Origin of the sequence: Seohaeicola sp., assembly GCF_048006315.1 — a bacterium.
Taxonomy (GTDB): domain Bacteria; phylum Pseudomonadota; class Alphaproteobacteria; order Rhodobacterales; family Rhodobacteraceae; genus Seohaeicola.
Map to the genome: position 1 here is coordinate 2,061,276 of NZ_CP180350.1, position 17,086 is coordinate 2,078,361.

A 17,086-nucleotide genomic window follows, 5' to 3' on the forward strand; every position below is an offset into this window, starting at 1 on the left:
TGAAAACCATTCACATCAAGATTGCAGTAGCTTGGTTCCTCGCAATGCACAAAGTGCCGAGGATCAAACGGGAACGGGGAAGGGTCTATCCATCAGGAGGCCTGAAGCCCCGACCGCCCCCGCGACTGTAAGCGGCGAGCGGCCTTTCATTCAGCCACTGGGGTATTTTTGGCTCCGGGAAGGGGAAAGGTGCGCAGCGACCCGCGAGTCAGGAGACCGGCCAGGCAAGAAACCCCGAACAGCTGTCGGGTGTGACAGCGAAAGGACCAGAAATGACGACCCTGACGAAAACCCTTCCCGCAACCTCGAAGTCGGCGAACCTTGCATCACAACTGACCGCGATCGCTCTAGGATTAGCGCTGTTGTTTGTCGGCGGCTTTGCGGGGGCCGAGGTGCTGCACAATTCGGCCCATGACACCCGGCACGCGACCGGCTTCCCCTGTCACTGAGCGCGCAGGAGCCATAGATGCATTCTAATCCTGTTGCGAACGGCCTTCTTTCGGGGGCCGCAGCGGCCCTCGTTGCTGTAGTTCTACACCTTGTGTTTTTGCAGCCCCTCCTGTTGCGCGCCGAAGACTATGAATCCGGGGCGCGTGTTCATGATTTTGAGTCGGGCCTCAGCGAAGACCACCACTCCGATGCGGCCACGGTCGACCCGGACCATGACGCCACTGAAACAAAGGCGCCCGGCGCAATGCCGAAACGCCTTGATACGCCATGGGAGCTCTCGCGCGATGCACTGACCGCAGGCTTCTTCCTTGTGGCCTACGCCGCCTATGGGTTGCTCCTTGCAGGGTCGGTCGATATGGCGCGTCAGCGCGGCTACCGCGAAGCGGCGGGGCATGCCGTCCTTTGGGGCGCGGCGGGATTTGCGGTCTTCGCGCTTGTCCCGTCGTTCGGACTTGCGCCGGAGCTTCCGGGCATGGCAGCTGGCCCGCTAGGAGAGCGGCAAGTCTGGTGGGCGGCAACTGCAGCCGTCACAGCGGCGACACTTGCAGGCCTTGCATTCAGCAATGCGCGCGCCCTCTGGGGCGGAGTTGGCCTGATTGCCTTGACGATCCTGATGTTCTTGGCTCCCGAACCCGAAGCCTTCACCGGGCCAGTTCCACCAGAACTTTCGGCTGCCTTCGCAGGTCGCGCCCTTGGGCTCGCTGCGGCGGCATGGTTGGTCCTCGCCGTTTGCGTGCTGCGCCAGCCGAGCAGATCGCACTCAGTGGCTACGCTCGGCGTTTGACAGAGGCTCGGCGGAGGCAAATCCGCCGGGCTACTTGCTGGCGAAGGCCGAGAAGAGCGCCAGCGTCCGCTGGCTGACGTGATGCTCGATACCTTCGGCATCGCGTTCCGCTGTCTCGGGATCAAGGCCGAGGCTGATGAGAAAGCGCAACACGATCTCGTGCCGCCTCCGGCATTCCTTCGCCAGCGCGCGGCCCGACTCTGTCAGAAAGACCGACCGATACTTCGCGCGGGTGATCAGCCCCTCCCGCGCGAGACGGTCGAGGGTCTTGCTCACGGTCGGCACCTTCACGCCAAGCCGGGCGGCGATGTCCACCGGGCGCGCCTCGCCCTGATCGTGGATCGGTTCGGCGATCAGTTCGACATAGTCCTCGGCCAGTTCATTGCGTCGGGCTTCGCGCACACCTTGAAACGCCCCGGCGCGCAGGTCCGCAGGCCGGTCATCCGAGGTGGCTTGGGGTGCAGGATCGAACTCTGTCATCCGTTCAGTGTCGCACGGGATGGATTGACAAGTAAAGGCGCGGGGCAAAATGTTAGCACTGTCTAACTTTATGCGCCAGTCTTGTCGGGATCGTGGTCAAGCCAGGAGTGCGAAGAGCCATGACGACCAATGCCTGGCGGCAGGAGCGCGAGACGCCGTCGCTTTCCGAAGTGTTCCGCACCATCGCCGTCGGCAACGGCGGCACCAGCCGCTTCCGCCGGTTCCTCGCCTTCATCGGTCCCGGCTATCTGGTGGCGGTGGGCTATATGGACCCCGGCAACTGGGCGACCTCGCTGGCGGGTGGGGCGGCCTTCGGCTACACGCTCCTCTTCGTTGCCCTGCTGTCGAACATCATGGCGATCCTGCTGCAGTCGCTGTGCGCCCGGCTGGCGGTCGCCTCGGGCCGTGATCTGGCGCAAGCCTGCCGCGATGCGTTCCCGAAATGGATGTCGATCCCACTCTGGATTTTTGCCGAACTGGCGATCATCGCCACCGATCTGGCCGAGGTGATTGGCACCGCCATCGGCCTGAACCTCTTGTTCGGCATTCCGCTCGAGATCGGCATCTTCATCACCGCCGCCGACGTGTTCCTGATATTGTGGCTGCAGAACAAGGGGTTCCGCTGGATCGAGGCGCTGATCATCTCGCTGATGGCGCTGATCGCCGCCTGCTTTGTCGTGCTGATCGCGCAGGCCGATCCGGTCTGGGGCGAGGTCATCGCAGGCTTTGCCCCAAGCCGCGAGATCTTCAACAACCCGACGATGCTCTACCTCGCACTTGGCATCATCGGGGCGACAGTCATGCCGCATAACCTCTACCTGCATTCGGGCATCGTTCAGACCCGCGCCTTCGGGCTTGATCTGCCCTCGAAGCGCGAGGCGCTGCGGTTGGCGACTTGGGACAGCACCATCGCCCTGATGTTCGCGCTGACGATCAATGCCTCGATCCTGATCCTGGCCGCCGCAGCGTTCTACACCGTGGGTCAAAACGATGTGGCCGAGATCGACAAGGCGCATCTGTTGCTGGAGCCCTTGCTCGGCTCGTCGCTCGCGCCGGTCCTGTTCGGCGTCGCGCTGCTATGTGCTGGCCTGAACTCCACTGTCACCGCCACCATGGCCGGACAGATCGTGATGGAAGGTTTCATCAACCTGCGCATCGCCCCTTGGGCGCGGCGGCTGATCACCCGAGGCCTTGCCATCATCCCGGCGGTCTTCGTGATCCTGCTTTACGGAAGTGAAGGTGTGGGGGAACTCTTGATCCTCAGTCAGGTCGTGCTGTCCTTCCAGCTACCTTTCGCCATCGTGCCGCTGGTCATGTTCACCGCCAGCCGCGCCAAGATGGGTAATCTGGTCGCCCCCCGCTGGCTGACCGGCCTCTGCTGGTTGATCGCCGCCGTTATCATCGTGCTGAACGTGAACCTCTTGTCGACCGTGCTCATGGGATGACCCTTCACACTTCGGTGAGAGCACGAATTCGGGCTTGAACCTCAAGCGGCTGGAGGTTTTAGGTAGAGGGTTATTATGAGGCAGGATACTGATGCGGTTGACAAGGTTACAGAAAATCCTCTGGGCGGCGGCGGGACTTGCCACGCTGGCCTATGGGCTCCTCGTGCTGTTGCCAAACCGCACGCCAGAGGCTGTCCCGCAAGCCGCCTTCCGGCCGACCTTCACGCTGCCGGATGCGGCAGGGCGGATGCGCACCCCTGCCGAGTTTACGGGCCAGCATCTTCTGGTCTTCTTCGGCTTCACCAACTGCCCGGACGTCTGTCCGACGACGCTTTCCGAAGTGGCGCAGGTGATGGACGATCTTGGTGACGATGCTGCCCTTGTGCAGCCACTGTTCATCTCGATCGACCCCGAACGGGATCGCAGGCTGGGGCTGGCCGAGTTCACCGCGGCGTTCCACCCGTCGATCATCGGGCTTGCCGGGGACGAGGCACAGACCCGCGCCGCAGCGGACAGCTTCCGCATCTTCTACGCGCGCGAGGGTGATGCCGCCGCCCCCGACGGCTACACAATGTCGCACAGCCCGGCGCTCTACTTGATTAGCCCAGAAGGCGACTGGTTGCGTCAGTTCACCTACGGCACGCCCGCTACCGATATCCTTGCCGACCTTCAACCCAGATTGTGACCCGCATGAAATCCCTGATCCTCTCGGCCCTCCTCGCCTTGTCCGCCACCCCCGTGCTTGCCTGTGAAACCTTCACCCTAGGCGATTTGACCATCGAACACGCCTGGTCCCGCGCCACCATCGGCGCAGATCGCCCGGGCGTCTTCTATGTCGAGATCACCAACAACGGCAGCACCGATGATGCGCTGATCGGCATCGCGACACCTGCGGCTGGCATGCCGATGCTGCACGAAACCGTGGTGACCGACGGCATCGCCTCAATGCCGCATGCCATGTCGATCCTGGTTCCGGCTGGCCAAACCGTCGAGATGGCGCCCGGCGGCTATCACGGGATGTTGATGGGCCTGACCGCGACACTGGCCGAAGGCGACATTTTCCCGGTGACGCTGACTTTCCAGAATGCAGGCGAAGTCGTCGTCAATGTCGAGGTTCTGTCCCTGCGGGCGGAGGGTCCGGATTGCGACGACGCCAACTGATCCTTGGCCTGGGAGGCGCGAGCGCGGCGCTGGCCTTCACGCTCGGCCTTGGCTGGTGGCAAAGCCGCAACCGGGTGCAGTCGCCTGCCGCGCTGCTGCCACTGCCCATCGGCGAGATGGACTTTGCCCTGACCAACCATCGCGGTGAACCGGTGCGCCCGGCAGACTGGATCGGCCGCCCGACCATGGCCTTCTTCGGCTTCACCTGGTGCCCTGACGTCTGCCCGACCACCCTCAGCGAGATCTCGGGCTGGCTGGAACAGCTCGGGCCCGACGCCGACCGGCTGAACACCGTCTTCATCACCGTCGATCCCGAACGGGATACACAGCAGGTTCTGGCCGACTACCTGGCGAACTTCGATCCGCGGATTACCGGCCTGACCGGTCCGCTGGCTGAGGTCGAACGCGCCGTCGCAGGCTTCCGCGCCCGGATCGAAAAGGTGCCCCGCGATGGAGATTACACCATGGATCACACCGCTGGCGTGTTCCTGTTCCGCGCCGACGGACGCTTTGCGAGCATCATCGACTACCACGAGGACCGCCGCTTCGCCCTGCCAAAGATCCGCAGGGTTCTGACCTGACAGCCACACCTGTTTTTCCGGAGAGCCACATGACCAACATGCCCCTTCTGACCCGCCGCACAATGCTGCTGTCCGGCCTCGCCGTCGCGGCTTTCGCGGCCAGTCCGGTGCGCAGCGCGGGACCGTCGATCCATGTCGTCAAGGGAACCGGCTGCGAATGCTGCAACGCCTGGGTCGCCTATCTTCGGGACGAGGGTTTCACCGTGACGGACGAGGAGCGCTACGGCACTCTCCTGATGACCTACAAGGCCGAAGTGGGCGTACCGCAAAGAATGATCTCCTGCCACACAGGGATGATCGAGGGCTATGTGCTCGAAGGCCATGTCCCTGCGAACGATATCAGGCGCCTGCTTGAGGAGCGTCCGGACGCGGTCGGGCTTGCCGTTCCGGGGATGCCCTATGGATCGCCCGGAATGGGACCTGAAAGTCAGCGTGAGGCCTACGACGTCCTGCTGATCCGCCGCGATGGCTCAGACGAGGTCTTCACCCGCTATCTGGCCGCCTGACAATTGTGTCGGCCGTGTTTCATGCCGCCTTTGGCCAACGGCGATGCAGGTTGTCGATGAAGACGGCATGGGTGTGGTGGGGCCCGTGTTCTCACAGGTGGAGATAATCGGCGGGCAGGTCAGGAAGGTCGTGCCGCAAGATCGTCTGATCGTTCGCGGGCCATAGGCGCAGCACTGCAACGAGGCCAGCCGCGCCGATGAGCGCCGTGACGCACAGACCGGGCACCGGCGCCGATCCAGCCGGCCAGCGGGTCGGTGACCAGTCAGCAGGCGCGCGAGAGGGCGAAGCTGCCATTCATGATGACCTTAGCGACTGACCGCTTTCCGCCCTCTGCAACCATGCACGTGGCGGCCCACCAGACGACGCACAGCCAAGCCACTCAAGGAAGCACGGTGATCCTGCTGTTTTGAAAACTCGCCACCATCTCCCGCAGCACGGCCGGCTCGATCACATCGACCGCATCGCCCCACTTGTAGAGATGCCAGGCCATTTCAACCAGTCCACTGGCCTCGAAAATTACAAGCAGGCCGCCATCGTCCTGCTCGACAATCTCCTGCTTCGGGTGGAACTCAAACTCGCGCGCGGCTGCCGCAGCAGCCGGGCTGAAGCGCCAGACGACGCGGGAAACCTCTGCATCCGCGTGAAACGACCCGAAGGATTGGGCCGCATAGGCTTCGAGGCTGAAATCCTTGTCTTTCTCGAACCACTCATTGGTGATCTCGACGTGCCCGACCCGGTCTAAACGGAACCGGCGCAACGACGCGTCCTTTGCCGTGTCACGCGCGATCAGGTAATGCCGCGTCCCCAGGAGAAGGCCGTAGGGTTCGATCACGCGCCGGAGCGGCTCGGGATCTTGTGTGCCCTGGTACTGAATGACAAGCCGGAAGGGACCTCTCAGCGCGGCCGAGACGATAAGCATAACGTCATATGAGGTTTTCACCTTGGGGCCTGGGCGACAGGCATAACCCTTTGCCTCGAGGATCGCCTCTGCATCCACTTCGGTCTTTCGCGCATGGGTGGAAGGTAGCGTCGCCACCAATCGGTCGCGCAAAGTACGCAGGGCGCTGGCATCTACCGGGGCCCCTTCACGCTCAGCCCGCCGGATACTCATCTCGAGCGCGATCAGTTCACGTTCATATATGCCCTGCATGCCCAGCATGCTCGTGTCACGCAGCTTCCATCTTCGGCGCCGATCGGTGTCGGTCTGGTGCGAAATACTCGGAAACACCTCTTTCAGGGCATAGATCATGCGCTGGGCCGTGCGCTCATTGACGCGGAATTCCTCGGCGACCTCCTTCACGCTGATGCCGCGATGCCTTCCGGCTGACAGGCCAGCCAGCTTCAACAGGTCCTGTGCCTTCTGAAACGACATGCTGCGCGCCTCCCCGACAGTTTTTGACGTAGCACCTGCGTTATAGAGTATTTGAGGGCGATTCGTCGTAATCATGCTGAACGATTGAAGAATTTGACAGGTGCCTGGAGCACCTTGGTCAAAGCACGCCTTCATCACTCGACTGCTTGGACGCCTCCTTCCTCACATCACCCCCTGACGGTGCCCCATCATCCCATGGCGGCATGCCGCGTCAGCTCAGAACGAGAAAAGGAGTCTACATGGCGTTACCCCCCAGAGCATTCTTCACCCTTCACGAAACAGCCTCGCGATGGGGCTGCACCATTGCTGACATTGGCGGCTGGGCCACCGAGGGCAAACTGGACATCGTGACAGGCATTCCGATCGCGACCTGCGAAAACGAAAAGGTCTCTGGCAAGATCACGATCTCGCCGATGGACATGTTGCCCCTCTTTCGCCGTACAGGAACTGGACCGACGGTCATCAAGCTGCAGCGGATCAAGCCAGAGCATTCAGACGAGTGGTGTTACATCACCGAGCCTGCCGATGGCGTCGAAGTCTCAATCGCGGACCTGCTGATCAGCGGCCAAGACGTGCTGCGCTTCGAGGACGAGTACGATCTGCTGCGCCGCATTGGCGGCGGCACCGGCGCGCTCTCTCCCTATGATTGGGAAGGCATGTATGTCACTTTGCTAAAGCGCATCCACGAGCATGGCATCCCCGACACTCAGGCGGAACTGATCGGAGAACTGCAGGACTGGTTTGCCGATGTTGCCGAAAACGGCGACGTGCCGGATGAGAGCACCATCCGCCGCCGTCTGCGCCCCTTTTGGCGTGCCCTGCGCGACGAGAAGTAAGCGGCCCAGATATCTCAGGCGCGCTTGGCTTCCACCGCGGCATCCGCATCATGAACGATCTTTGGGCGCGGTCGGAACATACCAGCTACAGCATCGACTCCTGCACGCAGGGGCGACTCCATCAGATGCGCGTAGCGCAGGGTGGTCTGGATCTGGCTGTGCCCGAGCAGTTTGCCGATCATTTCGAGCGAGGCTCCACCGCTGACCAGAAGCGACGCGAAGGTGTGGCGCAGGTCGTGGATGCGGACGTCGGGCAGATTTGCCTCTCGTTGCACATTGATCCAGAAGCGGCGGATTTCCTTGACGGGCTGGCCTGGCACATCGCCCGGGAACAGCCATGGGTTCTTCTTGCGCACGACCAGTGCCCGCTGACGCACGATCGCGGCCACATCGGCAGAGATCGGCACCCTGTGAACCTTGCGCTGCTTGGTGGTAGCTGCTGGCTTTGACCAGATCCCGAGTTCGAGATTGAATTGCTCGAACCGTGCCTGACGCACTTCGCCAACGCGAGCGCCAGTCAGCATGCAAATCCGAATAATGCTGGCGGCGCGCTGATCTTCGGCCGCATCCAGAACCTCGGCCAGCCGCGCGATTTCCTCATGTGACAGGAAGCGCTCCCGCGCCGTCTCGATACGTTTTTTGAACCCTGACGCCGGATTGTCGGCGCGCCAGCCCCACTGGACGGCAAGGTTGAACATCTTGCGTAGCGTCTCTCCGACGCGATTGGCGCGGATCGGGGTGGGCTTCTTGCCTTGCAGCTTGCGCGCGCGGTTGTTGGGCTTCGCCTTCGATGGGCGCGCTCGACCTTGGGCGATGATGTTCAGAAGTTTCACGACGTCTTGCGGGGTGATTTCCGTAACCAGCTTGTTGGCCCAATGCGGTGCCACCAGCTTGGTCAGGAATGATTTCTGATCGGACGCGCTCAAGGGGGCCAATGTGGACGCATGCTCGGCCAGATAGCGTTCGATCATGTCCTTGAACCGAGGCGCCTCGCGCAGCGCGCCACGTTCACCTAGAGGATCGCTGCCCTCGTCAATGACGCGGCGCAGCTCGCGTGCCCGTTCACGCGCCGCCGTCACGCTCCACTCCGGCCAGCGTCCGATCACCATGCGGCGCTGCCGCCCTGCGAAGCGATAGTCCAGAACGAAGGACCTCTCGCCCGACCGCATGACGCGGATGGACAGCCCGCGGATTTCCGTGTCGAACACCTGGAAATCACGATCCTCTTCCGGAATCTGCTCACGCACTATTTTATCATTCAATCGCAATCGGTTGACCATGTTATCGCCTCCTTTTGCGCATGACACAGGCGTAGATACGCAGGCTTATCAAGCGAAGCATAAGCACCAGACCGGCGCATAGGCGATGACCGGCATTGATGCGCCAAAAGGCTGCCGGTCATTGAAATTACAGCAAAAATCCCGGGCAACCGCAGCCCGTGCCCTGCGAATCTGTGGCAGAATCCGCGGCAAGAGCCTCGTGGGGACAGTGCCAGAGACGATCCGGACGCCCCGATCTGCTCTCATCGACCGCCAAATCTGTAAATTTCGTTTTAAATCAATGACCGGCAAGGGTCCGAACCCCTTGCCGGTTGGTTCAATCCACGCGATTGCGCGTCAATGTCAGGGAAACACTGCGAAATCTTGTAAATCGGCTGCGTGACACGCCCTCGAACGCCATCTCACGGTGCGCACGTGCCTTCCGGGCAATTGCTTACGATTGATGTCACCACCCCACCTCTCCGGAAAAATCCAGCAATATCAGTGACCGGCAAGCTTTTGGAGCATCACCGCCGGTCACTGCCTTCCCGCCACCCCTCCGTCTCTGCGCTTCTGAAGACCTGAACTCCGCCCGTGTCGGGCGATAACCAGGAGAGACCGGATGACAGAACTTGGCACCTCCCCCCGATCTGGGACGACCCGCCTGATGTGCGGCTGGATTAGCCGCCTCGACCTCGCCCTTGAACTCGAGGTCACCGTCGAAACCCTGCATCGTTGGGAAAAGCTGCGCTTCGGGCCGCCCTGTGTGCGCGCTGGGCGAAAGATCTACTATCGCCGCGATGCTGTGCAGGACTGGCTCATGCAGCAGGAAGCACCTGCCCCCCGTCGCATGGGGGCGCGGCGATGAGCATCCCCCTGCCCTTCCGCAAGCACCCAAGGCGCGATCAAGTCCGTCAGGACTGGATTGACGAAAGACGGCGCGAGGCGCGCATTGTCGTCGCCGATGTCCTGAACCATTCGTATTATTTGATCCGGCTGGCCTGCAATGTTCTGGTCCAGCATGGCGAGACCCAGGCCGAGCGCGAAGACGCGCGGATCCTGTTGGTGGTTCTTGATGCCAAATCCCCTGGGCGCTTCGATCGCACGCGATCAGAGCCGGAGGGTCGGTCATGAATCGCCGCGGCACACCCGAAGCGGATCTGCAACGCACTGTGGTCACAGCCCTGCGCTTTGCACTGCCACGTACGGCCATCATTCATCATTGCGCCAATGAAGTGACTGAGCCTGGGCCTCGCGGGGCCAAGCGCCAAGCTATCCTGATTGGCATGGGCCTCCATCCCGGCTTTGCCGATTTGATGGTGCTCTGCGAAGGGCGCGTGCTCTTTTTGGAGCTGAAATCCCTCAAGGGCAGGCTCAGTCCTGCGCAGGAGACATTTCGCGATGCCGTCTTGGCGCAGGGTTTTGGCTGGGCGCTGGTGCGGTCCCTGGACGATGCGATGGGCGCGCTCGCCGATCATGGCTTCGCCAGCCGTGTTTCGCTGCCTGACGCGTCACAGGGCAACGGCTCCAGCCCAGCGCGGAGGTCCGCTCCATGAGCCATGCCGCCACCAACTGGGCAATCAAACAGCGGGGATTGAAACCCGCAACGAAGATCGTGCTCTGGCATCTGTGTGACCGCTACAACCCGGACTATGGCTGTTTCCCCTCGCAAGACAGGCTGGCCGAGGATTGCGAGATCAGCCGATCGACCCTGAATGAACATCTCGGCCAGCTTGAAGCGGCAGGGCTCTTGCGCCGTGTCCCGCGCCTGCATCCCGTCACCAAGCGCCAGATGCCCACCCGCTATATTCTGGGGTTCGAGCCTGGCTTCACACAGGATGATGCTGAGCCGTGTCCGGAAACCGGACACGGTGCGGCAGACACCCAAGAAAGCTGTGTGGATACAGCAACTTCTGAGGTTGAAAGCCTAGGCTTGCCAGAGCCGTGTCCGAAATCCGGACACGGGTGCGAAGGGCGAGCCGTGTCCGATTTTGACCGCGACCCGTGTCCGGAAAATGGCCCGAGCCGTGTCCGGAATCCGGACACTAACCTTGTAAGAGAACCTTTAAGTAAACCAGTAAAGGAGGAGGAGGACGCGCAGGCGCGCGACGGCATCAGCGATGAATTTTTCGAAGAGTTGCTGGCCGTGCTCGGTTTTGACCCCGACGGCGCCCTGCCCGGCTGGTGGCAAGGCTGGCCACCACGCAAACATGTTCAGCGCTGGTGCGACGAACTCAGGCTCACCAAGGCGGAAGTGCTCGAAGCCGCGAAAGCGTCAAGACAGGAACACCCTGAACCGCCCGATGGGCCCAAGGCGCTAGACCGCGCCATGAAGCGCGCTGCCCAGCACAAGGTGGATGACACGGCAAGAAAGCGGCGAAAGCCAAAGCAAGGCGCTGCGCCTGTGGCCAAGCCAATCATCGATTTGCCAGCCTTTTACGCCGAGATCGTCAACTCCGATCGCTACCTGCCCGTCAGCGCAATTTCGAACACGATGCGCGACACCATGCTGGCCCGCGGACTGGCAACGGCTGAGCGCCTCCGTGAGCGGGGGATCCGATGAACCACGACCGTAAACTGCACGCGAACACCGGTAGGACCGGGCGCCCGCGTCGTACCATGTCTGTCCAGCAGGCTTTGGAATGGGCCTTCCGCGTTGAACATGCCCAGCTTGAACTACCCATGCCACCCGATCCAGAGCGCGGGCACGGATTTGGCTTCGGGCTCGAGTACGTGCTGCTACAGCGGGCGACCCTCGGATGCAAAGTGGACGGCGGTCAGCATAAAATCGGTGGCTACACGCACGAGGACGCAGAGGTCATCGCTGCCACAGTGGCAGGCTTGCCTGACAGCCTTGGCGGCAAACGCATGGCGATCCGCGTGGCCGAGCTCGCACGCGCTGGGCTGACACCGGACTGGATGCCGGGCGCTGTGCCTCGCTGCGTACCGGCCGACATCAAGCGCAACCGGCATGGCGATCGCGCTGTCAGCGTGGTTGTCGGCAACGAGCGGGTTTTGATCAAAGGGAAATGGCGCAGCGTGGAGGTTCGTGCCTGCCCAGTAGCGTTTCGGCCAGATGCAAGGCAGATTGAGGCCGTGAGGCGCGCATATCAAGATTGGTGGCAAGCGCTGGAGTGGATATTGGACGGGCTTGTCGGTGGCGGCATGCTTATCGAGGTTGTATTGTCCAGCGGGTTGCCAAAGGCCGCTCCATGGGTGCCGCGGTGATCACAATAAGCGAGGTGGGGAGCGTACGTTTGCTGCCGTCGTAGATGGACTCTCCACCTCAGTGATAGTGTCCAACCTTTCGCTCACCATGTTCGAACTTACAGGCTATGATGAGTTGCTATGTTGGCAAAACGCGATCTGACTGAGGGCAGCGAGCGAGGTGTTAGCCTCGGCCGCACTGATACTCCTCACGCGCTGAGGCGCCTTGCAGCCAGCCAGGAGGCGAGTGCCATCAAGCCCGCTGTGGTGAGGCAAAGCGGCAAATCACCGACCTGATAGCTCAGTCCAGATAGAAGCGTTCCGATGAGCCGGCCCGCTGCGTTGGCCATGTAGTAGAACCCCACATCTCTTGTGATCCGTTCCGCCGATCCGAAGGCGAGGATCAAATAGGAATGGACCGAAGAATTGACCGCAAAGACAAAGCCGAACAGCAAAAGGCCCGCGATCAGCGTGGCGGTAAGCCAAGGCGCGGGTCCGTCGGCCGCCCAAGCCGCCCCTGCCAGCAGGAATGGGATCGGCACCAGAAGTCCGGCCCAGAGAATGGCCTTGCGGGTAGTCTCGGCCTCGGGTTGCCCTTTGCCACCCAGAAGCCGTGGGGCAAAAGCCTGCACCGCGCCATAGGCGATGATCCAGAGCGCAAGGAAGCTGCCGATCAGAAAGAACGCCTCGCGCCTGCCTTCGGCCGTTCCGTCAGATAGGACGGATTGGAAGTAAACCGGGATGCCGACGACAAACCACACATCGCGCGCACCGAAAAGGAACATGCGGGCCAGCGACAGGCGGTTTACCCGGAAATCCTTCGACCGCCAGCCGCCCCAGGCTTCGTCCGATTTCATCCGACCCGGAAGGCCGGCGGGAAGGAACAGAACAACGGCAAGCAGGATGACCGCAAGCACCGCCGCCATGCCCCAGACCGCTGTCTGAAAACCTGCCAGAGCCAGAAGGGCCGCGCCGAGGAAGAAGCCCAGCCCCTTCACCGCATTCTTCGACCCGGTCAGCAGCGCCACCCAGCGGAAAAGGCCACCGTCCTCCTTGGGCGCCAGCAGTTTCACTGCGGATTTCGAGGACATCTTGGCCAGATCCTTGGCCACGCCCGAGACGCCCTGCACCGCCATGACGAATGCGACCGAAGCAGCAACTCCCCACGTGGGATCAAGCTGGGCAAGTGCCACAAGTGCTGCGATCTGCAAGGCCAGCCCGCCATAGAGCGTTGCGGCCAAACCGAAGCGGGCAGCTAGCCAGCCGGCAGCGAGATTGGTCACGATCCCCGCCACTTCATAAAGCAGGAACAGCCAGGCAAGCTGGATCGGCGTGAAGCCCAAGCTGTTGAAATGCAACAGCACCAGCATCCGCAGTGCGCCGTCGGACAGCATGAAGGCCCAATAGGCCGCTGTAACGGCGGCATAGGCGCGAAGCGGGTTCGGTGGCGGGGCGGCCGTAGTCACGGCTTCGGTCACAGCGACCCCGCGACCATCCGCGCGATGTCGGCGAGGCGGCAGGAATAGCCCCACTCATTGTCATACCAGGCGTAGATCTTCACCTGCGTGCCGTTGATGACCATGGTCGATAGCGCGTCAATTATCGACGACCGCGGATCGTTGGTGAAGTCGCAGGACACCAGCGGGCGCGTTTCATAACCCAGAATGCCCTTCAGCGGCCCCTCGGCGGCGGCCTTGAACAGCGCGTTCACTTCCTCGACCGTGGTCGCCCGCTCCACCTCGAAGACGCAATCGGTCAGCGAGGCATTCAAGAGCGGCACCCGCACGGCGTGGCCGTTCAGACGGCCTTTGAGTTCGGGGTAGATCAGTGTAATCGCCGTGGCGCTGCCCGTCGTGGTCGGGATCAGGTTCAAAAGCGCCGACCGCGCGCGGCGCATGTCCTTGGCCGGGCGGTCCACGATGGTTTGCGTGTTGGTCACATCATGGATTGTGGTGATCGATCCGTGACGTATGCCAAGGGATTCGTGGATTACCTTGACCACGGGGGCAAGGCAGTTGGTGGTGCAGGACGCGGCCGTGATAAGGGTCTGGCTTCCGTCATAGAGATGGTGGTTGACGCCGTAGACCAGGTTCAGCGCGCCGCCGTCCTTGACCGGGGCAGAGACAACGACCTTCTTAACCCCAGCGGAATAGTAGGGCGCTACCTTCGCAGCGGTCTTGAAGACCCCGGTACAGTCGATGATCAGATCAACGCCCAGTTCCGCCAGCGGCAGTGCTTCGATAGTCTTCTCATGCGTCAGCCGGATTGTCTGGCCGTTCAGAACCAGTGCTCCTTCACCGGCCGCGACCGGCGTGCGCCAGCGCCCGTGGACGGAGTCGAATTCCATCAGCAGGGCATGCTGTTCGGCATCGCCGACGGGATCGTTCAAGAGCACGATCTCACCGCCAGAACCGGTGTCGATCAGGTCGCGCAGGACAAGCTTTCCAATGCGGCCAAGGCCGTTAAGGGCGATGCGGGTCATGAGGGTCAGGCCTTTGCTTGTGCGTCAGTGCCGATAGCATCAACACGGGATTGGAGAGACATCCGGCTGAGCGACTCAAAAGGCAGCTCGACGAAGGTCATGATGCGCCGCCGCAGGCCAGCGTAGGTCTGGGCAAAGACAAGCGCCTTCTCTGCGTCCGTTCCCGTTGCTTTCACCGGGTCTGGCAAGCCCCAATGGCCGGTAATGGGCTGACCCGGCCAAGGCGGACATTCCTCGGCTGCCGCCGTGTCGCAGACGGTGAAGACGAAATCCATCACGATAGCGCCCGGCCGCTGGAATTCGGAAATGTGCTTTGACCGCAAGACAGAAGTGTCATGGCCATTGCGCTTCAGGATTTCCAGCGCGAAGGGGTTCAACTCGGTGTTAGGGCGCGTACCGGCGGAGAAGGCTTGGAACTTACCCTTGCCCAGATCCCGGAGCAGTGCCTCGGCAAAGATCGAGCGGGCCGAGTTGCCTGAGCAGATGAAAAGTACGTCGAAGTCAGTGTCGGGGATGTTCGGGTCCATTTGGGCGGCGTCCTTTGGGGCAGAGAGCAAGGGGGCAAGGAGATCGGGCCGGGCACGACCCACATCGAGAGCGATATAGCCGATCAAGCCTTCGGTCGTGTCGAGATCGACGGCGTAGTAGAGGGATCGGCCGACCCGCGTGACCTGCACGAGGCAAGACGCGGTCAAGTCTGCAAGATGGTGGGACAGCGTGTTCTGTTTCATCCCGAGCGCCTCGGCGATCTCGGTCGGCCGCACGCCCTGCGGGGCAAAGCGCATCAAGAGACGAAAGACAGCCATCCGACCAGGATGGCCGAGTGTAGCAAAGGCATGAGCGGCGCGATTCTGTTCCATACTTCCCGATTAACGGAAGTGTTTGGGTGCGTCCAATGAAGGTTTCATGACAACCCGGGTCGAAATGCCAGGTTGATTGATCCAGATCACGGCGGACATTGCCCGCTTATGCGCAAATGCGCATGAAGTGGAGTTCCCTGATGATCGTCTCCGTCCTTTCCGCCCTTGCCGAGCCAACCCGTCTTGAGGCGATGCGTCTCCTGTCTGATGGCTCGGAACACTGCGTCTGCGAGCTGATGCGCAAGCTGGGCGCGACGCAAAGCCGGATGTCGCGGCACATGCAGGTGCTGAAGCAAGCCGGGCTGGTGGTAGACAGGCGCGATGCGCAATGGGTCCGCTACCGGATCAGGCACGACCTGCCGACGCATCTGCGCGCGCTGCTGGCTGCGGCCTTGGTCGAAGAGGTGATGGCATGAACCTCTTCACCTGGATGAACGACCAGCTTTTGCGGATGCAGTGGCTGTCCGATCTCGTGACAGCCGGGGTGCACGCGGTCGGGCTGGACCCCGCCTCGCGCATTGGCGGCTCGGTGCAGTTCTTTGTCTACGATGTAATCAAGATCTTCATTCTGCTGTCAGTCCTGATCTTTGTCATCTCCTACGTGCAAAGCTATTTCCCGCCCGAACGCACGCGACGCATCCTCGGTGGGCGGTCGGGGATCGGCGCAAACATCCTTGGCGCACTTCTGGGCACCATCACGCCGTTCTGCTCCTGCTCTTCCATCCCGTTGTTCATCGGCTTTACAGCCGCCGGTTTGCCGCTTGGGGTGACGTTCTCCTTCCTGATCTCGTCACCTTTGGTAGATATGGCCTCGGTCATTCTGCTGGCATCGATCTTCAGTTGGTCCATTGCGCTCGCCTATGTCGGCGTCGGCCTGATGGTGGCGATCATCGGCGGCACGATCATCGGCAAGCTTGGGATGGAGGATCAGGTCGCCGCTTTCGTGCGCAACGTGCCTGTCACGGATGCGGACGAAACCCTGAGCCGGGCCGAGCGTGTCGCCTTCGCACGCGATCAGGTGATGGATATCGTGCGCAAGGTCTGGCCCTATGTGCTGATCGGCGTCGGGATAGGGGCTGCGATCCACAATTGGGTGCCTGCCGAAACCATCTCGGCCCTTTTGGGACAGGATAAGTGGTGGGCGGTGCCGGTGGCCACGCTGATAGGCATCCCGATGTATGCCGACATTTTCGGCACCCTGCCGATTGCCGAGGCGCTGGTGGGTAAGGGCGTGGGCCTGGGCACCGTTCTGGCCTTCATGATGGCGGTGACGGCGCTGTCGCTGCCCTCGCTGATCATGCTCAAACGCGTGGTCAAGCTGCCGCTGCTAGTCACCTTCACCGGCGTGGTGACGGTAGGCATCCTGACCATCGGCTTCACCTTAAACGCCATCACCCACTGGTTCATCTGAAAGGAAACATCATGATCATCAAAATCCTCGGCTCGGGCTGCAAGAAATGCGTGACACTGGGCGAGAATGCAAAGGCGGCAGCGGATGTCGCAGGCAAGGACGCCCAGATCATCAAGGTCACCGACTTCGCCGAGATCGCCGCTTATGGCGTCATGTCGACACCCGGACTGGTCGTGGATGAAAAGGTGCTATCCGCAGGCAAGGTACTGACTGCGGAAGAAATCGGGCGCCTGCTGTGACAGAATATCGTG

22 protein-coding genes and 1 riboswitch are annotated in these 17,086 nt (G+C 61.8%); of the genes, 16 read left to right on the forward strand and 6 right to left on the reverse strand.

Annotated features, from left to right (window positions below; all coding sequences use genetic code 11):
* Positions 1–15: 15 nt before the first annotated feature.
* Positions 16–240: riboswitch (cobalamin riboswitch) on the forward strand.
* A gap of 32 nt (positions 241–272) precedes the next feature.
* Both ACMUJL_RS10380 and ACMUJL_RS10385 read left to right on the forward strand, forming a co-directional pair.
* Positions 273–449, forward strand: a complete 177-nt coding sequence (locus ACMUJL_RS10380; protein ID WP_375568472.1) for a CbtB domain-containing protein — start codon at positions 273–275, stop codon at positions 447–449.
* A 17-nt stretch (positions 450–466) separates the two neighbouring features.
* On the forward strand, positions 467–1,234 hold the full coding sequence (locus ACMUJL_RS10385) for a CbtA family protein (RefSeq protein ID WP_375568470.1): 768 nt from the start codon (positions 467–469) through the stop codon (positions 1,232–1,234).
* Between the two features lie 30 nt (positions 1,235–1,264).
* On the opposite strand, the gene mntR is transcribed toward ACMUJL_RS10385, so the two are convergent.
* Positions 1,265–1,714, reverse strand: a complete 450-nt coding sequence (gene mntR / locus ACMUJL_RS10390; protein ID WP_375568468.1) for a manganese-binding transcriptional regulator MntR — start codon at positions 1,712–1,714, stop codon at positions 1,265–1,267.
* A 119-nt stretch (positions 1,715–1,833) separates the two neighbouring features.
* Here mntR and ACMUJL_RS10395 point away from each other — a divergent pair, with 119 nt between their 5' ends.
* The 5 genes from ACMUJL_RS10395 to ACMUJL_RS10415 all read left to right on the forward strand — a co-directional run bounded on the left by ACMUJL_RS10395 (position 1,834) and on the right by ACMUJL_RS10415 (position 5,407).
* The gene (locus ACMUJL_RS10395; protein WP_375568466.1) at positions 1,834–3,159 is read left to right on the forward strand and encodes an Nramp family divalent metal transporter; all 1,326 of its coding nucleotides are present in this window, start codon (positions 1,834–1,836) and stop codon (positions 3,157–3,159) included.
* Between the two features lie 91 nt (positions 3,160–3,250).
* A complete protein-coding gene (locus ACMUJL_RS10400; protein WP_375568464.1) occupies positions 3,251–3,844 on the forward strand; it encodes an SCO family protein in 594 nt (197 codons plus the stop codon).
* Positions 3,845–3,849: 5 nt separating this feature from the next.
* Entirely contained in the window at positions 3,850–4,320 is a 471-nt protein-coding gene (locus ACMUJL_RS10405) for a copper chaperone PCu(A)C (protein WP_375568462.1), read from the forward strand.
* Positions 4,302–4,901, forward strand: coding sequence for an SCO family protein (locus tag ACMUJL_RS10410; RefSeq protein ID WP_375568460.1), 600 nt, complete (start codon positions 4,302–4,304; stop codon positions 4,899–4,901). The genes ACMUJL_RS10405 and ACMUJL_RS10410 overlap by 19 nt, the downstream gene beginning before the upstream one ends.
* Before the next feature lie 38 nt (positions 4,902–4,939).
* Positions 4,940–5,407 (forward strand): DUF411 domain-containing protein, encoded by a 468-nt coding sequence (locus ACMUJL_RS10415; RefSeq protein ID WP_375573949.1) that lies wholly within the window; start codon positions 4,940–4,942, stop codon positions 5,405–5,407.
* Between the two features lie 380 nt (positions 5,408–5,787).
* On the opposite strand, the gene ACMUJL_RS10420 is transcribed toward ACMUJL_RS10415, so the two are convergent.
* On the reverse strand, positions 5,788–6,780 hold the full coding sequence (locus tag ACMUJL_RS10420) for a helix-turn-helix transcriptional regulator (protein WP_375568458.1): 993 nt from the start codon (positions 6,778–6,780) through the stop codon (positions 5,788–5,790).
* A 239-nt stretch (positions 6,781–7,019) separates the two neighbouring features.
* Here ACMUJL_RS10420 and ACMUJL_RS10425 point away from each other — a divergent pair, with 239 nt between their 5' ends.
* Positions 7,020–7,616, forward strand: a complete 597-nt coding sequence (locus ACMUJL_RS10425) for a hypothetical protein (RefSeq protein WP_375568456.1) — start codon at positions 7,020–7,022, stop codon at positions 7,614–7,616.
* 14 nt (positions 7,617–7,630) lie between these two features.
* Here the strand turns inward: ACMUJL_RS10425 and ACMUJL_RS10430 are convergent, their stop codons facing one another.
* Entirely contained in the window at positions 7,631–8,896 is a 1,266-nt protein-coding gene (locus tag ACMUJL_RS10430; protein WP_375568454.1) for a tyrosine-type recombinase/integrase, read from the reverse strand.
* Between the two features lie 601 nt (positions 8,897–9,497).
* On the opposite strand from ACMUJL_RS10430, the gene ACMUJL_RS10435 reads away from it, so the two are divergent.
* The 5 genes from ACMUJL_RS10435 to ACMUJL_RS10455 are packed head-to-tail and all read left to right on the forward strand — an operon-like array spanning position 9,498 to position 12,103.
* Entirely contained in the window at positions 9,498–9,743 is a 246-nt protein-coding gene (locus tag ACMUJL_RS10435) for a transcriptional regulator (RefSeq protein WP_416914247.1), read from the forward strand.
* Positions 9,740–10,009: a hypothetical protein gene (locus ACMUJL_RS10440; RefSeq protein ID WP_375568452.1), complete on the forward strand. Its 270-nt coding sequence runs from the start codon at positions 9,740–9,742 to the stop codon at positions 10,007–10,009. The genes ACMUJL_RS10435 and ACMUJL_RS10440 overlap by 4 nt, the downstream gene beginning before the upstream one ends.
* Positions 10,006–10,431 (forward strand): VRR-NUC domain-containing protein, encoded by a 426-nt coding sequence (locus ACMUJL_RS10445; RefSeq protein WP_375568450.1) that lies wholly within the window; start codon positions 10,006–10,008, stop codon positions 10,429–10,431. Before ACMUJL_RS10440 ends, ACMUJL_RS10445 begins: the two co-directional genes overlap by 4 nt.
* The gene (locus tag ACMUJL_RS10450) at positions 10,428–11,438 is read left to right on the forward strand and encodes a helix-turn-helix domain-containing protein (RefSeq protein ID WP_375568448.1); all 1,011 of its coding nucleotides are present in this window, start codon (positions 10,428–10,430) and stop codon (positions 11,436–11,438) included. The genes ACMUJL_RS10445 and ACMUJL_RS10450 overlap by 4 nt, the downstream gene beginning before the upstream one ends.
* On the forward strand, positions 11,435–12,103 hold the full coding sequence (locus ACMUJL_RS10455) for a hypothetical protein (protein ID WP_375568446.1): 669 nt from the start codon (positions 11,435–11,437) through the stop codon (positions 12,101–12,103). The genes ACMUJL_RS10450 and ACMUJL_RS10455 overlap by 4 nt, the downstream gene beginning before the upstream one ends.
* A gap of 188 nt (positions 12,104–12,291) precedes the next feature.
* Here ACMUJL_RS10455 and arsJ read toward each other — a convergent pair whose 3' ends face one another.
* Genes arsJ through ACMUJL_RS10470 form a run of 3 tightly spaced genes read right to left on the reverse strand, consistent with a single transcriptional unit; the run spans position 12,292 to position 15,424 of the window.
* Positions 12,292–13,560, reverse strand: coding sequence for an organoarsenical effux MFS transporter ArsJ (gene arsJ, locus ACMUJL_RS10460; RefSeq protein ID WP_416914248.1), 1,269 nt, complete (start codon positions 13,558–13,560; stop codon positions 12,292–12,294).
* Positions 13,557–14,564 carry an ArsJ-associated glyceraldehyde-3-phosphate dehydrogenase gene (locus ACMUJL_RS10465; protein ID WP_375568442.1) on the reverse strand — a complete coding sequence of 336 codons (1,008 nt, stop codon included), beginning with the start codon at positions 14,562–14,564 and terminating at the stop codon, positions 13,557–13,559. The genes arsJ and ACMUJL_RS10465 overlap by 4 nt, the downstream gene beginning before the upstream one ends.
* A 5-nt stretch (positions 14,565–14,569) precedes the next feature.
* A complete protein-coding gene (locus ACMUJL_RS10470; RefSeq protein ID WP_375568440.1) occupies positions 14,570–15,424 on the reverse strand; it encodes a metalloregulator ArsR/SmtB family transcription factor in 855 nt (284 codons plus the stop codon).
* Positions 15,425–15,564: 140 nt separating this feature from the next.
* Between ACMUJL_RS10470 and ACMUJL_RS10475 the strand changes: the two genes are divergently transcribed.
* The 3 genes from ACMUJL_RS10475 to ACMUJL_RS10485 are packed head-to-tail and all read left to right on the forward strand — an operon-like array spanning position 15,565 to position 17,074.
* On the forward strand, positions 15,565–15,840 hold the full coding sequence (locus ACMUJL_RS10475) for an ArsR/SmtB family transcription factor (protein ID WP_375568438.1): 276 nt from the start codon (positions 15,565–15,567) through the stop codon (positions 15,838–15,840).
* Positions 15,837–16,835, forward strand: a complete 999-nt coding sequence (locus ACMUJL_RS10480; RefSeq protein WP_375568436.1) for a permease — start codon at positions 15,837–15,839, stop codon at positions 16,833–16,835. The genes ACMUJL_RS10475 and ACMUJL_RS10480 overlap by 4 nt, the downstream gene beginning before the upstream one ends.
* Positions 16,836–16,846: 11 nt before the next feature.
* Positions 16,847–17,074 (forward strand): thioredoxin family protein, encoded by a 228-nt coding sequence (locus ACMUJL_RS10485; protein ID WP_375568434.1) that lies wholly within the window; start codon positions 16,847–16,849, stop codon positions 17,072–17,074.
* Positions 17,075–17,086: the final 12 nt, after the last annotated feature.